Annotated in this window: 16 protein-coding genes; 6 read left to right on the forward strand and 10 right to left on the reverse strand. The window is 69.1% G+C overall.

Translation table 11 applies throughout. The annotated features are described in order from the left end of the window. The first annotated feature begins 9 nt into the window (after positions 1-9). Together QT382_RS13470 and QT382_RS13475 are read left to right on the forward strand one after the other, a co-directional pair. Complete coding sequence (locus QT382_RS13470) at positions 10-876, forward strand: Tim44 domain-containing protein (RefSeq protein WP_289254542.1); 867 nt, start codon at positions 10-12, stop codon at positions 874-876. Between the two features lie 95 nt (positions 877-971). After that, entirely contained in the window at positions 972-2,972 is a 2,001-nt protein-coding gene (locus QT382_RS13475) for a S9 family peptidase (RefSeq protein ID WP_289254543.1), read from the forward strand. Between the two features lie 60 nt (positions 2,973-3,032). Here the strand turns inward: QT382_RS13475 and QT382_RS13480 are convergent, their stop codons facing one another. Further along, positions 3,033-3,719, reverse strand: coding sequence for a hypothetical protein (locus tag QT382_RS13480; RefSeq protein ID WP_289254544.1), 687 nt, complete (start codon positions 3,717-3,719; stop codon positions 3,033-3,035). Then, positions 3,719-4,393 carry an orotate phosphoribosyltransferase gene (gene pyrE / locus QT382_RS13485; protein WP_289254545.1) on the reverse strand — a complete coding sequence of 225 codons (675 nt, stop codon included), beginning with the start codon at positions 4,391-4,393 and terminating at the stop codon, positions 3,719-3,721. The genes QT382_RS13480 and pyrE overlap by 1 nt, the downstream gene beginning before the upstream one ends. Before the next feature lie 95 nt (positions 4,394-4,488). On the opposite strand from pyrE, the gene QT382_RS13490 reads away from it, so the two are divergent. Continuing rightward, positions 4,489-5,277: an exodeoxyribonuclease III gene (locus QT382_RS13490; RefSeq protein ID WP_289254546.1), complete on the forward strand. Its 789-nt coding sequence runs from the start codon at positions 4,489-4,491 to the stop codon at positions 5,275-5,277. A gap of 11 nt (positions 5,278-5,288) precedes the next feature. On the opposite strand, the gene QT382_RS13495 is transcribed toward QT382_RS13490, so the two are convergent. The 5 genes from QT382_RS13495 to QT382_RS13515 form a co-directional block, all read right to left on the reverse strand. Continuing rightward, positions 5,289-6,092 (reverse strand): PP2C family protein-serine/threonine phosphatase, encoded by an 804-nt coding sequence (locus QT382_RS13495; RefSeq protein WP_289254547.1) that lies wholly within the window; start codon positions 6,090-6,092, stop codon positions 5,289-5,291. 207 nt (positions 6,093-6,299) lie between these two features. Beyond that, the gene (locus tag QT382_RS13500) at positions 6,300-7,433 is read right to left on the reverse strand and encodes an HD-GYP domain-containing protein (protein WP_289254548.1); all 1,134 of its coding nucleotides are present in this window, start codon (positions 7,431-7,433) and stop codon (positions 6,300-6,302) included. Positions 7,434-7,561: 128 nt separating this feature from the next. After that, positions 7,562-8,221, reverse strand: a complete 660-nt coding sequence (locus QT382_RS13505) for a TetR/AcrR family transcriptional regulator (protein ID WP_289254549.1) — start codon at positions 8,219-8,221, stop codon at positions 7,562-7,564. Between the two features lie 62 nt (positions 8,222-8,283). Further along, on the reverse strand, positions 8,284-8,859 hold the full coding sequence (locus QT382_RS13510) for a hypothetical protein (RefSeq protein ID WP_289254550.1): 576 nt from the start codon (positions 8,857-8,859) through the stop codon (positions 8,284-8,286). Further along, a complete protein-coding gene (locus QT382_RS13515; protein WP_289254551.1) occupies positions 8,859-9,344 on the reverse strand; it encodes a DUF1579 domain-containing protein in 486 nt (161 codons plus the stop codon). Before QT382_RS13515 ends, QT382_RS13510 begins: the two co-directional genes overlap by 1 nt. Positions 9,345-9,415: 71 nt before the next feature. On the opposite strand from QT382_RS13515, the gene QT382_RS13520 reads away from it, so the two are divergent. Further along, positions 9,416-10,396, forward strand: coding sequence for a helix-turn-helix transcriptional regulator (locus QT382_RS13520; RefSeq protein WP_289254552.1), 981 nt, complete (start codon positions 9,416-9,418; stop codon positions 10,394-10,396). Here QT382_RS13520 and QT382_RS13525 read toward each other — a convergent pair. Together QT382_RS13525 and QT382_RS13530 are read right to left on the reverse strand one after the other, a co-directional pair. Beyond that, the gene (locus QT382_RS13525) at positions 10,372-11,301 is read right to left on the reverse strand and encodes a class I SAM-dependent methyltransferase (RefSeq protein ID WP_289254553.1); all 930 of its coding nucleotides are present in this window, start codon (positions 11,299-11,301) and stop codon (positions 10,372-10,374) included. The genes QT382_RS13520 and QT382_RS13525 overlap by 25 nt on opposite strands. A 4-nt stretch (positions 11,302-11,305) precedes the next feature. Further along, positions 11,306-11,743, reverse strand: coding sequence for a Cd(II)/Pb(II)-responsive transcriptional regulator (locus tag QT382_RS13530; RefSeq protein ID WP_289254554.1), 438 nt, complete (start codon positions 11,741-11,743; stop codon positions 11,306-11,308). Between the two features lie 101 nt (positions 11,744-11,844). Between QT382_RS13530 and QT382_RS13535 the strand changes: the two genes are divergently transcribed. Then, positions 11,845-12,477 carry a cation efflux transmembrane domain-containing protein gene (locus QT382_RS13535; protein ID WP_289254555.1) on the forward strand — a complete coding sequence of 211 codons (633 nt, stop codon included), beginning with the start codon at positions 11,845-11,847 and terminating at the stop codon, positions 12,475-12,477. A gap of 44 nt (positions 12,478-12,521) precedes the next feature. Here the strand turns inward: QT382_RS13535 and QT382_RS13540 are convergent, their stop codons facing one another. After that, positions 12,522-12,728, reverse strand: coding sequence for a hypothetical protein (locus QT382_RS13540; RefSeq protein WP_289254556.1), 207 nt, complete (start codon positions 12,726-12,728; stop codon positions 12,522-12,524). Between the two features lie 101 nt (positions 12,729-12,829). Between QT382_RS13540 and QT382_RS13545 the strand changes: the two genes are divergently transcribed. Next, positions 12,830-13,726, forward strand: a complete 897-nt coding sequence (locus tag QT382_RS13545) for a LysR family transcriptional regulator (RefSeq protein ID WP_289254557.1) — start codon at positions 12,830-12,832, stop codon at positions 13,724-13,726.

Consider the following 13,726-nt stretch of genomic DNA (forward strand, 5'->3'; position numbering starts at 1 on the left):
TCAATCCCGATGCTGAATTCCAAGCTGCTTGCCAGCCTCCTTGCCCTTGCCCTGAGCCTGGGTGCGTTCAACGACGCCGACGCCAAGCGCATCGGCGGTGGCGGCATGAAGCGCACGGTGCCGCAGCAGACGGCGCCCGGCACGCCGGCCAAGCCCGCGGCACCGGCCCAGCAGGCCGCGCCTCAGCAACAGGCTGCTCCTGCACCTGCCGCCGCGCCCGCGGCGCCGCCCAAGCGCAGCTGGATGGGCCCGCTCGCGGGCCTGGCCGCCGGCCTGGGCCTGGCGGCGCTCGCCAGCCACTTCGGCTTCGGCGCCGAGCTGGCCAGCTTCATGACCATGGCCCTGATCGCCCTGGTGGTGATGATGGTCATCGGCTTCGTGATGCGCCGCTTCGCCGCGGCCAAGCAGGCGCAAGCGGCCTACGCGGGCGGTGCCGGCGGCTACGCCCCGGTCCAGCGCATCGACCCGGCGCCCGTGGCTGCGGCAGCGGTTGCAGCACCGGCCGTTTCGCAAGAGGACGCCGAGTTCTCCAGCCTGGCCAAGAAGGTCTTCATCCGCCTGCAGGCCGCCAATGACGCCGGCGACCAGGCCGACCTGCGCCGCTTCACCACGCCCGAGATGTACGCCTCCATCCAGCAGGAGCTGCTGGACCGCAAGGGCGCCACCCAACAGACCGAGGTGCTGCAGCTGGACGCCGCCGTGATCGACCGCGCGCTGGAAGACGGCCAGCAGGTGGTCAGCGTGCGCTTCTGGGGCCTGGTGCGCGAGCGCAGCGAGGAGGCGGCCGGCCAATTCGACGAGGTCTGGCACCTGGTCCGTCCGCAGGACAGCAGCCGCGACTGGGCGATTGCCGGCATCCAGCCCAGCCAGCACTGAGTCCCGCGTCATGCCCGCTCCTGGGGCATGACCTGAGGGGGGCCATTCCGACGACGGTCAGAATGGCCCCCTTCGCATTTCTCGGGAGTCACGAGATGTCCAAGCGTTCTTCGCAGCTGCTTCCCGCCCTGCTGCTCGCCCTGGCTGGCGCTGGCCTGGTCCAGGCCCAGGAGGCGGCCAAGCCCGTGCTGGCGCCCAATGCCAACCTGGTCGTGCAGGGCATTCCGCCCGTACCGCAGAGCCTGGCCGAATCGGTCAATGCCTATGGCGATTTCCGCGGCCATGGCTTCGTCGACTGGCACCCCAGCAAGCGCGAGATGCTGATCGCGCACCGCAAGGCCGGAGGCAACACCTCCCAGCTGTTCCGACTGGCCGGGCCCATGGCCGAGCTCGAACAGCTGACCGATGCCAACGACCCGGTGGGCGGCGCCAGCTATGAGCCGCTGGGCGGCCGCTACATCGTGTTCGCCCGCGCCAGCGGCGGCAACGAAGTGGCACAGCTCTACCGCCTGGGCGGCAAGGGCAAGGAACCGGTGCTGCTGACCGACCCCGACCTGCGCCACGGCATGAACGGCTGGCTGCACAAGAGCAGCCAGCTGCTGTTCACCTCGGTGCCGCTGGACCGCACGGCGCAAGGCGGCAGCCGCGCCCAGGTGATGACCCAGTTGTGGATCATGGATCCCGAGAAGCCCGAGGCCAAGCGCAAGATCGCCGAACTGCCCGGTGGTGGCTGGGGCGTTGGCTCGGTGTCGTGGGACGACAAGCAGCTGGCTCTGAGCGAGTACATCTCGGCCAACGAGGCCCGCGTCTGGCTGATGGACCTGGCTACCGGCGAAAAGCGGCAGGTGCTGCCGGCTCCGGGCCAGACTGAACGAGCCAGCCACGGGCCGGTCGCATTCAGCCGTGACAACCAGGAGCTGTTCATCGCCACCACCCGCTTCAGCGAGTTCCGCGAGGTGGCCCGGCTGAAGCTGGCCGACGGCACGCTGCAGCGGCTGGAAACCGGCATGAACTGGGACGTCAGCGGTGGCACGCTGACCGAGGACGGCAAGAAGCTGGCCCTTCAATTCAACATCGACGGCCGCGACGAGCTGCGCTTCTACGACGCCCAGACCTTCAAGCCGCTGCCTAGCCCCAGGCTGCCGGCCGGCTCGGTCGGTTCAGCGAGCTATGACAAGACCCGCGGCGAGCTGATGTTCAGCCTCAACAGCGCCCAGGGCCCGGGCCAGATCTTCTCGCTCGACGCTGCCGGCAAGGTCCAGCAATGGACCAAGGCCTATTCACCGCCCAGCATCGATGCCAGCAAGTTCGGCGACCAGCAGATCGTGCGCTGGAAGAGCTTTGACGGCCGCCAGATCTCGGGCCTGGTCAATCTGCCGCCGGCGGACAAGTTCCCCGGCAAGCGACCGGTGCTGATCAACATCCACGGTGGCCCCGAGGGCCAGTCGACGATGGGTTTCATAGGCCGCAACAACTACTTCGTGCAGGAGCTGGGCATCGCCATGATCCAGCCGAACGTGCGCGGTTCCAGCGGCTATGGCAAGACCTTCCTGGACCTGGACAACGGCTTCAAGCGCGAAGACTCGGTCAAGGACATCGGTGCCCTGCTGGACTGGATCGCCACCCAGCCCAATCTGGACGCCAGCCGCGTGATGGTGGTGGGCGGCAGCTACGGCGGCTACATGGTGCTGGCCGTGTCCACGCACTATGCGGACCGCATCGTCGGTGCGATCGACATCGTCGGCATCTCGCACTTCGTCACCTTCCTGAACAACACCGAGAGCTACCGTCGCGACTTGCGCCGCGTCGAGTACGGCGACGAGCGTGACCCGGCGATGAAGGAGTTCCTGGACAAGATCTCGCCGCTGACCAACGCCGCCAGGATCAAGAAGCCGCTGTTCGTGGTGCAGGGCAAGAACGACCCGCGCGTGCCCTACACCGAGGCCGAGCAGATCGTGGCCAAGGTGCGCGATCAGGGCACGCCGGTCTGGTATCTGCGCGCCGAGAACGAGGGCCATGGCTTCGCCCGCAAGGAGAACCAGGATTTCCTGTTCTATTCCATGATCGGTTTTATGCAGCAGAACCTGCTGAAGTAAGCATCCAGGCGCAGAAATGCAAAGGCCCGCAGATGCGGGCCTTTTCTGTTCGTGGGGCTTTCAGTGCGAAGCCGGTTTGGAAGGCGCTTCCAGGCTGCCGTAGGCGGCACCCGCCCACAGCCTCCGAAGGCGGGCGAGTTCGAGGTCGAAGTTCCTGTTGATGCGCACCAGCTCGGACTTCTGGTTCTCGATCAGCACGCGCTGGGCCTCGGCGGCGGCGTCATTCGCGTCGATCATCAGCTTGAGCTTGGGAGGCAGCGGCTTGCCGACATAGAACTCGGCCTCGTCACTCAGCGGTTTGCGTTCAGCCGCCAGGTCCTGCAAGCGGCGCTCAGAGTTGCGCGTGGCGGTGTTCACATCGTCCAGCGCGAGGTCGCGGGCCCGCTTGTGGGCGGCCTCGTTCGGGAACCGCTGCACCAGATTGCGGTCGCGCCGCACGGCATCGGCCTGCGTGGCCCGTTCGACCGCCAGCTTGCGGTCCAGCGCTTCTTTGGCCGCCTTCTCCTCGATAGACATCGAGGGCGGCAGGACGCTGCGCAGCGAGCCGTCGGCGTTCAGCACCCGCTGTTCGCGGGTATTGCAATCGGCGATCGGGCGGTCTCCGGTGAGCTTGCGACCGTCGGCCGTGGTGCAGGTGTAGATGGCCTTGCCGCCGCCGGCCGGGGGCGTCTGCGCCTGGGCGCAGGGCAGCGCGGCGGCAGAGGCAACAAGAACGGCGAGCGGCAGGTGGGCGGCAGGCTTGCGCATCAGACCCCGTAGCGTTGGCGGTAGGCCAGCACGGCCGCGGCATGCGCCTGGGCGGCCGGGTTGCTGGTGGTGCGGAGGAAGTCGAGCAGGTCCGCCAGGCCGGCAATGGCCACGACGGGCAGGTTCAGCTGGCGGTTGACGTATTGCACGGCGCTCCACTCCATGTCGACGCCGTTCTCCGCCGCCTTCTCCTGGCGGTCCAGCGCGATGCTGACGCCGCAGGGCGTGGCACCGGCGGCCTGGATCATCGCGATGGACTCGCGCACCGAGGTGCCGGCCGAGATCACGTCATCGATGATCAGAACGCGGCCGACCACGGGCGCGCCGACAAGGGTGCCGCCCTCGCCGTGGTCCTTGGCTTCCTTGCGGTTGTAGGCGAAGGGCTTGTTGTGGCCCAGCCGCGCCAGCTCGATGGACACGGCGGCGGCCAGCGTGATGCCCTTGTAGGCCGGGCCGAAGATCATGTCGAACTGCAGGCCCGACGCGATCAAGGTCTTGGCATAGAACTCGGCCAGGCGGGCCAGCTTGGCACCGTCGTCGAACAGGCCGGCATTGAAGAAATAGGGGCTCAGCCGGCCGGCCTTGGTCTTGAACTCACCGAAGCGCAACACACCGGCCTCGACCGCGAAGGCGACGAAGTCCTGGGCGAGCGAAGCAGAAGCGGTGGCGGTCATCGGGAAACAGGGCGTATCTGGGGTCGGCGCATTGTAGGCAGAGTCCCGGGCGCTGCCACAATGCGCCGCAGCCGCATCAACCCTGACGTCCCGCGATGAAATTCGTCACTGCCAACCTCAACGGCATCCGCTCCGCCGCCACCAAGGGCTTCTTCGACTGGGCGCCGCGCCAGAAGGCCGACGCGATCGGCGTGCAGGAGGTCAAGGCCCAGGCCGACGTGGTCGACGGCCAGTTCGACAAGATCGGCAGCCTGAACGGCCATTTCCACTATGCCGAGAAGAAGGGCTACTCGGGCGTGGGTCTCTACACCCGCGAAGAGCCCAGCGATCTGATCGTCGGCTTCGACGGCGGCGAGTTCGACGGCGAAGGCCGCTGGGTCGAGAAGCGCTTCGACAAGCCCGGCCGCAAGCTCAGCCTGATCTCCTGCTACTTCCCCAGCGGCTCCTCGGGCGAAGAGCGCCAGCAGGCCAAGTTCCGCTTCCTGGCCCTGATGTACCCGCACCTGATGGCGCTCAAGGGCAAGCGTGAGTTCATCCTGGTCGGCGACATCAACATCGCCCACCAGCAAGCCGACCTGAAGAACTGGCGCAGCAATCAGAAGAACTCGGGCTTCCTGCCCGAGGAGCGCGCCTGGCTGACCCAGCTGTTTGGCGAAGGCGGCCTGGTCGACGTCTACCGCCAGCTGGAGCCCGACACCACGGACGATTGCTACACCTGGTGGAGCAACCGCGGCCAGGCCTATGCCAACAACGTCGGTTGGCGGCTGGACTATCACTTCGCCACGCCCAAACTGGCGGCACTGGCCAAGCGGGCCACGATCTACAAGGAACAGAAGTTCAGCGACCATGCGCCGCTGACCATCGACTACGGCTTCGAGCTTTAGCCCTCAGCCGCTCACTCGATGGCCTCGACGCGTATCACCGCCATCGAGAGGTTGTCACCGCGGCCGCCGGCACGCTGGCGCGCCAGGCCGGTGAGCAGGCTGCAGGCTTCGGCCGCCGAGCGGCTGTCGGCCACGGCGCCGAGCTCGTGGTCGGTGGCATAGGGCCAGAGTCCGTCGCTGCAGACCAGGATCACATCGCCCGCGGCCAGACGGCCCAGCGAGACGCAGGCGGGCTGGGGCGGCACGCTGCTGCCCAGGCAGTCGGTCAGCACATGGCCGTGGCGATGGCGGCGGGCCGACAGCTCGTCGAGTTCGCCGTCGTCGATCATGCGCTGGACCAGCGAATGGTCGCGGCTGCGGCGCAGCAGGTCGCCGTGGTGGAAGCGGTAGAGGCGGGAATCGCCGCAATGGGCCCAATGGGCCTGCAGGTCCGGCGTCAGCAGGCAGGCGGCGATGGTGGCGTGCGGCTGCAGGTCCTGCTCGACGCCGACCTGGCGCATGCGCTTGTGGGATTCATGGCAAAGCCGTTCGAGAAAGCGCCGGCCGTCTTCCTGGCCCGGTTCGAACTGATCGAAAAGCTCGGCGGCCGTGAGCATGACCTGGTCGGCCGCCTGGCGGCCGCCACTGTGGCCACCCATGCCGTCGGACACCACGGCCAGCAGGCAGCCGGGCATGCGCGAATGGCGCAAGAGCGTGACCTGGTCCTGCTGCTCGGCACGGTCGCCCTGGTGCAAGGCCATGGCAGCGCGCAGGCGCAGACGCTGCGCCCGATCCACGCGTGGCGTGGCTTCGGCATACATGGATGGAGCCCACATAGGGCCGTCCCCCCTCTTCGACGGTCAACTGCAGCGACCTTGACCCGGACCCTGATGGGTCCGGCGGCCGTTCTCTTGCACCGGGTCTCCCTGCTGCGAGCGCGCGAGCATACGCGGCTTGCCTTGCTTGTTTCTTCTCGGGGACGACGCCGGGGCGGGCCTCGCATCGGCGTGCGAATTCCGCCCGGCGGATTAGAACAGACCGGATCAGGCAGCGCCAACCAGACGGGCGATGCGCTCTTCGGACAGCCGCATCGGCAGCGCATGGGCCGGCAGCAGGGCGGCGATGGCAAAGGCCTCACGCGAGCAGTCGCGCAGCAGCGGCTTCATGCGCGGCTCGCCGTGGGCGTCGGTCAGCGTGGCGACGATGGGGCAATGGGCCTTCTCGCCATTGCGGACCACCAGGCTCAGCTCACCGGACGCCAGCTTGACGAGGCTGCCGGGCGGGAAGATGCCGAAGGCCTTGATCAGCGCCGTGGCCAGCGGGCTGCTGGCCGACATCTGGTGCAGCTCACGGCCGGCCTGCATGGCGCTCATCGCCGGCCGGTTGGCCCGGCTGCTCAAGCGGGCGGTGTAGACATCGGCAAAGCGCAGCAGCTCGGCCAGCTCAGCCACTTCTCGCAGGCCGTGCGGATAGCCCGAGCCGTCGGGCAGCTCATGGTGCTGACGCACGGCCGCCAGCCAGTCGGCATCTTCGACGCCGGCCTCGCCCAGCATCTCGGCGCTGCGGGTCGGGTGCTCGTGGATGGCCTCGCGTTGCATGGCCGTGGGCGGCGAGACCTGGCTGGCCAGCTTGGCCTGCAGGTCCAGCATGGAGACATTCATGGTCAGCGCGGCCTGGAAGGCGCGGCGCTGCTCGTCGCCGCTCCATCCAAGGTAGCGGGCCGCCGCATGGCAGGCCGTGGCGGCATGCAGCGAATGGCGCACGCCATAGTGGCTGTCAGCCGAGTCGCCCTGGCGGACGATCTGGGCCAGCGCCACATCCGGCGCGGCTTCGATCAGGGACAGCAGCCCATCGGTGCTGCCCTGCACCGCGGCCAGCATCTGGGCCTGCGGCGCCATCAGGGCCGAACGCAGTTCATGGCCGGCCCGTTCCCAGTCGGCCGGCAGGCGGGACAGTCGCTGTTCGGCATCAGGCCGGCGCGCTGGCTGGATGGCCGCCGCCAGCTCCTCGACCTCGACCAGGGCGCCGCGCTTGAACAGCTCGTCCAGTTGGTCCTGGTTGGCGATCACCTGGCCGCGTGCCAGGAGCAGCAGCCGGCTGGAGTCGCGCACGCTGAAGGCCAGCGGCTGGCCCAGCACGATGCGTTCCTTGACCGAGTTGAGAGAGCAGACGCGCATGAACAGCGTTATGGCGGAGCGCGCCGCCGGAACCACGACCGGGCGCACTCTAGCGGCCACCCGTCGCGGCGCTGTGGCGCCGTCCCCTTCTCTCCCCCTTTTGGCGGGCGCAGGGCGCGCAGAATTCCTCAGCGCCGGACCGGGTCGGGGCGCAATGCGCGCAATTGCTGATCCAGCAGCGGTCCCAGCAGGCGGCGCAGGGCCGCCTCGCGGCCTCGCGCCGGCAGCTGCGAGTCGAACTGACCAGACAGGGCCAGGTTGGCAAAGCCATGGACCAGGGACCACAGGCCCAGCACCCCCAAGGACTGCGACTCAGTCAGCCGCTGGCCCGAGGCCAGGCCGTGCAGGCGCCGTATGCCGTCCTCAAGCACGCCATAGGCGGCCCGGCCGGCCTGGGTCAGGGCCTCGTCTTCAAAACCCTCGCAACGGAACATCAGGCTGAAGCGGCCGGGATGATGCAGGGCGAAGCCCACGTAGGCCAGGCCCTGCTCGCGCAGCTGGTCGACCGGGTCGGCACCGCCGCGCCTGTCGCCCGCGTGCAGGGCCTGGGCCAGGCCCTCGAAAGCCTGGGTCGCCACCGCCACCAGCAAGCCGTTCGCATCGCCGAAATGATGGGCGGGCGCAGCCGGCGAAACCCCCGAGCGCCTAGCCACCTCGCGCAGCGAGAAGCCGTCCAGGCCCCGCTCGGCCAGCAGGCCCTCGGCCGCCTCGATCAGCGCTTCGCGCAGCGCCCCATGGTGATAGGCCACGCGCTTGGCGGGAGAGGACGAGGGCTGGGTCATGGGCATGGCTGGCGGCTTAACTTGACGTCGTTCAAATCATAGCCGCCACCCCGGCCGGGGCCAGCGACTCAGGCCCGCTGCCACTCCATCAGCCAGTTCAAAGACCAGCTGCGGCCGCCATCCTCGGACACTGCCTGGCGCCAGCGGCAGCTGCGCGGCGTGATGCTGTCCCAGAGGCTCAGCACCAGCAGCTTGCGCCCGGCCTCGCCGTCCTCTTCGGCCCAGAACAGGCCGGCACCGTTCTCGAAGCTGCCCGGCAGGCCGGGCGGTGTCAGCACGCCGCTGCGGGCATTGACCCAGTGGTCTATCCACTGCTTCTTCCCGACGTCCAGCAGGCGCAGACCCATGCCGCTGAACTTGCGGGCCGGAATGCGCAGCTCCTCGACACTGCCGGCACCGCCGAGGATGGGCCAGACGCTGGCCTCGCCGTCGAAACGGTCCCATTCGGTGGCACCGGCCGGCAGCCGCCAGTGGCGGATCTTCCATTCGCCGGCCAGGAAGTCGAAGTCGCCCGGCTTGCCCGGCGTGGGCCGGGCCGGCAGCGGCGGAATCGCGTCCAGCGGCGGTGCGCCCTTGGCCTGGGCCACGGTGGGCAGCACGGCGGCACCGGCCGCCACGATCAGGTTGCGACGGGTCTCGTCCATTACTGCTCTCCTTGGGGATGAAAGTCCATGGTCCAGTTGGTCTCCCAGCTCTGGCCGCCATCGGCCGAGAAGGCCTGTTCCCAGCGCGGGGCCTGGCCGGTGCGCGCCAGCCAGAGGAAGCGCACGCGGATGGGCCGTCCGTCGAGCTGGTCGTCGGCGTAGAAGCTGCCGACGCCGTCTGCATCGAAGCCGCCGCGCACCGGCACGTCGAGCTGGCCGGGGTGGCGGCCGTCCAGCCACCAGATGGCCCAGGTCCGGCTGGCCGGGTCGTAGCTGCGCAGGGTCAGGGCCCGGTAGCTGCCGCCGGGCAGGTGCAGCAGGTTTTCGTCCAGGTTGCCCTGGCCGCCCAGCACCAGGCGGGCGGACGACAGGCCGTCGAACTCCGTCCAGTCCTGGCAGCCGGCGAGTCGGTGGTTCAGCCGGCGATGGCTGACGCGCCAGTCGCCGATCAGGAAGTCGAAGTCATGGGATGGGTTTGCGCTCATCAGTCTCTCCTTGTGGGAGCGGATGCTGCGCCTCAATACCTGACAACCTGTGGCAAGTAATATCGGCCTCCATGAAATCGAGCCGCCTGCTCTCGCTGCTGATGCTTCTGCAATGGCGTGGCCGTCTGTCGGCCACGGCGCTGGCGCGCGAGTTCGAGGTCTCGGTGCGCACCATCTACCGCGACGTCGATGCGCTCAGCGCCAGCGGTGTGCCGGTCTATGCCGAGCGTGGCCGCCAGGGCGGCATCGCGCTGCACGAGGGCTATCGCACCCGGCTGACCGGCATGACGCCCGGCGAGGCCGAGACCCTGCCACTGGCCGGCCTGGCCGGCGTGGCGCGCGATCTGGGCCTCGGCGCCGAAGCGCAAGCGGCGCGGCTCAAGCTGATGGCCAGCCTGCCGGTCGATGCCGGCGAAAGCGCCCGGCGCATCGCCAGCCGCTTCCACATCGACCCGCTGCCCTGGTACCACCGGGCCGAGGCCGCCCCCTGCCTGCCCGAGTTGGCCGGCGCGGTCTGGCGCGAGCAGCGCGTCCGGGTCGAGTACGAGAGCTGGCAGGGCCTCAAGACCCAGGAGCTGGAGCCGCTGGGCCTGGTGCTCAAGGGCGGGCTCTGGTATCTGGTGGCCAGCCGCGGTGGCCGCCGGCCGCGCAGCTACCGGGTATCGAGCATTCGCTCGTTCGAGCTGCTGCAGGCCACGTTCAAACGTCCCGCCGGCTTCGAGCTGGCCGAACATTGGCCGGCCGCCGTGGCCGAGTTCGAACGGGCCCTGCTGAAGGACCAGGCCACGGTGCGCCTGAGCGAAGAGGGCTGCCGCATCCTGCGCGCCGTCAGCCCGCTGGCCGCCGAGCGGGTGCAGGCAAGCCAGCGGCCTGACCCGCGGGCCGGCTGGATCGAAGCCGAGCTGCCGATAGAGACGCCCGAGTACTCGGCCCGCCAGCTGCTGCGCCTGGGTGCCGAGGTCGAGGTGCTCGCACCGCCCGAGCTGCGCGAAGCGCTGGCGCGCGAGGCCCGCGCGGTGCTGGCGCTCTATGCCAAGTCCGGCGCGCGGTAGACCAGCACCTTCAGCGAGCGGTCTTCGGAGACATCGGCAAAGGCCGGCGGGTTGGCCAGGCGGGCCACGAATTCCAGCGTCGGCGCTTCGACAGCCATCTGCTCGCGCAAAAAGTCCGGGCCCAGATTGGGCGCATTCAGACACAGCAAGGCATGGCCACCGGGCACAAGCAGGTCCGGCAGGCGGCGCATCACGCGGGCGTAGTCCTTGGTCGCCACGAAGCTGCCCTTCTGGTAGCTGGGCGGGTCGGCGATCACCAGCTCGTAGGGGCCGCCGCGTCCGATCTTGGCCCAGGACTTGAACAGGTCATGGGCCAGGAAGCTGGCGCCGTTCTTGGCCAGGCCGTTCAGCTCGTGGTTGCGCCTGCCTGTGCCTAGCGCTCCGGAACTCATGTCGATGTTGACCACGCTGGCCGCACCGCCGCGCAGGGCCGCCACCGAGAAGGCGCAGCTGTAGGCAAACAGATTGAGCACCGTGCCGCCGGGCTGAGCCGCACATTGCTCGCGCACCCAGCGCCGGCCGGCGGCCATGTCGAGGAACAGGCCATGGTTCTGGCCGCGCAGCAGGTGGACAAGGAAGCGGGCGCCGTCCTCCTCGACCACATGGGGTTCGGGCAGCTCGCCCGCCATCAGCCGGGTCTCGGCGCGGCCCTCGTGGCGGCACTGGTAGATCCAGCAGAGCGGCTCGCCCGGGGCCAGGTCTTGCCAGCGGGCCTGCAGGGCTTCGCCGACGCGCTGCAAGTCCTCGTCCCCCAGCGGCTCGAAGCTGGTCAACAGCAGGGCCGGCGGATAGGCATCCAGCGCCAGGTGCTCGCAGCCGGGGTAGAGGCCGCCGCGGCCGTGGAAGAGGCGCCGGGCCTCGCGCTGAAGGTCCATCGTGGCGATGGCATCGAACAGGGCTTGCATGAAATCAGGATTTGAGAGGGGTGTGGCAGGCGCAGGCCTCGCCATGGGCGGCGGCCACCAGCTCCTGCAGCACGCCGCAGCCGTGGTGGGCATGGTCGCTGTCGCAGCTGGCCTTGAGCGCGGCCAGCTGTTTTTCCAGCGCTTTCATGCTGGCCAGCCGGGCGCGCACCTTGGTCAGCTGGGCCTCGACCAGCTCATCGACCTGGCCCAGTTGCTCAGGCGAGGAGCCGTTCAGCGCCGACAGCAGCAGGCCGACGTCGGCCAGCGGCATGTCCAGCGCCCGGCAATGCCGGATGAAAGCCAGGCGCTCCAGGTGGCTCTGCGCATAGTCGCGGTAGCCGTTGCCCGAACGCAGAGGCGGGGGCAGCAGGCCGCTTTTCTCGTAGAAGCGGATGGTCTCGATGTCGACGCCGGTGGCCTGGCTCAGTTCGCCTATGCGCATGGCTTGAAGACGGGTGGATGGGCAGGCCGGCAGTATCGCTTGACTCTGGAGTGGCTCCAGGCTTTTCAATGCCGGCCATCCCATTCCAGAATCGAGACGCCATGAGCCACGCCTGCGCCCACGACCACCATCACCACGACCACGGCCTGTCGTCCGCCGATTCGCCGCGCTACCGCCGAGTGTTGTGGGCCGCCCTGCTCATCAATGCCGCGATGTTCGTGGTGGAGATCGTCGGCGGCTGGAGCTCGCGCTCGGTCTCGCTGCTGGCCGACTCGGTGGACTTCTTCGGCGACGCGGCCAACTACGGCCTGGCCCTGATGGTGCTGGGCCTTTCGCTGCGTTGGCGCGCCCGCACGGCCCTGCTCAAGGGCTTGAGCATGGGCGCCTTCGGCATCTTCGTGCTGGGCCGCGCGGCCTGGTCGGCCTGGCAGGGCGGCGTGCCGGAGCCACTCACCATGGGCGTGATCGGCACGCTGGCCCTGGTGGCCAACCTGGCCGTGGCCCTGATGCTCTACGCCTGGCGCGAGGGCGACGCCAATATGCGCTCGGTCTGGCTCTGCACCCGCAACGACGCCATCGGAAACCTGGTCGTGCTGGGCGCCGCCCTGGGCGTTTTCGGCACGCATAGCGCCTGGCCCGACCTGGCCGTGGCCAGCGTGATGGCGCTGCTGGCGCTGAGCGCGGCGGTCACGGTGATCCGCCACGCCCGCGAGGAACTGCGCCGCGCCTGGTGAGCCAGCATCAGGCCGCAGGCCACGGCCTGGTCGGCTCCCTGGGTTCAAGGCGTGGCGGCAGTGCGGCGTTGCAGCCGATGGGCCAGGCGTCGGGCCGAGCGCAGCGCCGTCGTGGTGGCCGTGCTCAGCAGGGCGTCGGCGCCGCGCCAGAAGTCGTCCAGCGCCTCACGCCGCAAGGCTTCGGCTTCACGCAGGGCCTGCTCGCGCAGCGCGCGGCGCAGTTCGGGGTCGTTCAGCAGCGGGTTCTTCATGGGGCCTCCGGGGGGGTGCAATCACTTTATGAATTGACCAACCACTGGGAAATAGGCCTTGCCGCCAATTGGTATTGCAATATCTGCAATACCATCCGGCCATGCTGCACCTGGATGATCTGGCCCTCTTCGTCCGCATCGTCGAGCTGGGCACGCTCTCGGCGGCCGCCCGCGAGCGCCAAGTGCCGGTCAGCCAGGTGACGCGTTCACTGGCCCGGCTGGAATCCCAATGCGGGCTGCGCCTCCTGCACCGGAGCACCCATGGCCTGAGCCTGACCGACGAGGGCGACGGCGTGCTGGCCCATGCCCGCCGCCTGCTCGACTCGGCGGCCGAGCTGCAGGGCGAGCTGTCGCTGAAGCGGGCCGGGCCCAGCGGCTGGGTCAGGGTCAGCGCCAGCACCATCGTGGCCCAGGCCGTGGTGGTGCCAAGCCTTCCGACGCTGTACCAGCGGCATCCGCAGCTGCACCTGGACGTGTCGGCCGACGATCGCATCATCGACATGGCCCGGGAAGGCGTGGACCTGGCGATACGCACCGGCAGTCCAGCCAGCGATTCGCTGGTGGCCCGCCGCATTGGCGAGCTGACGCGGCGGCTCTATGCGGCGCCGGCCTATGTGGCCGAGCACGGCCTGCCGGCCAGCCTGGACGAGCTGCCCGCCCATCGCCTGCTGGGTCACAGTGCCAGCCCGCTTCTGAACCGCTGGCAGCTGGGCCAGGGCCGCGAAGCCCGGCTGCTGGAGATCAAGCCCCATACCCGCACCGACAACAGCGCCGTGATGCTGGCCCTGGCCCTGCAAGGCGTGGGCATCGCCCGCATGGTCAGCATCGTGGCCGAACCGCTGGTGGCCTCAGGCGCCCTGGTGCCGGTGCTGCCCGATCAGGCCGGCGATGCCCCGGTTCCACTGTTCGCCGTCATGCAACAGGAGCGGCACCGGCTGCCCAAGCTCAGGGCCTGCATAGACCATTGGGCCGAATGGCTGCAGGGCCGCCAGGGCTGA

This window comes from Pelomonas sp. SE-A7 (assembly GCF_030345705.1).
Taxonomy (GTDB): Bacteria; Pseudomonadota; Gammaproteobacteria; order Burkholderiales; family Burkholderiaceae_C; genus JAUASW01.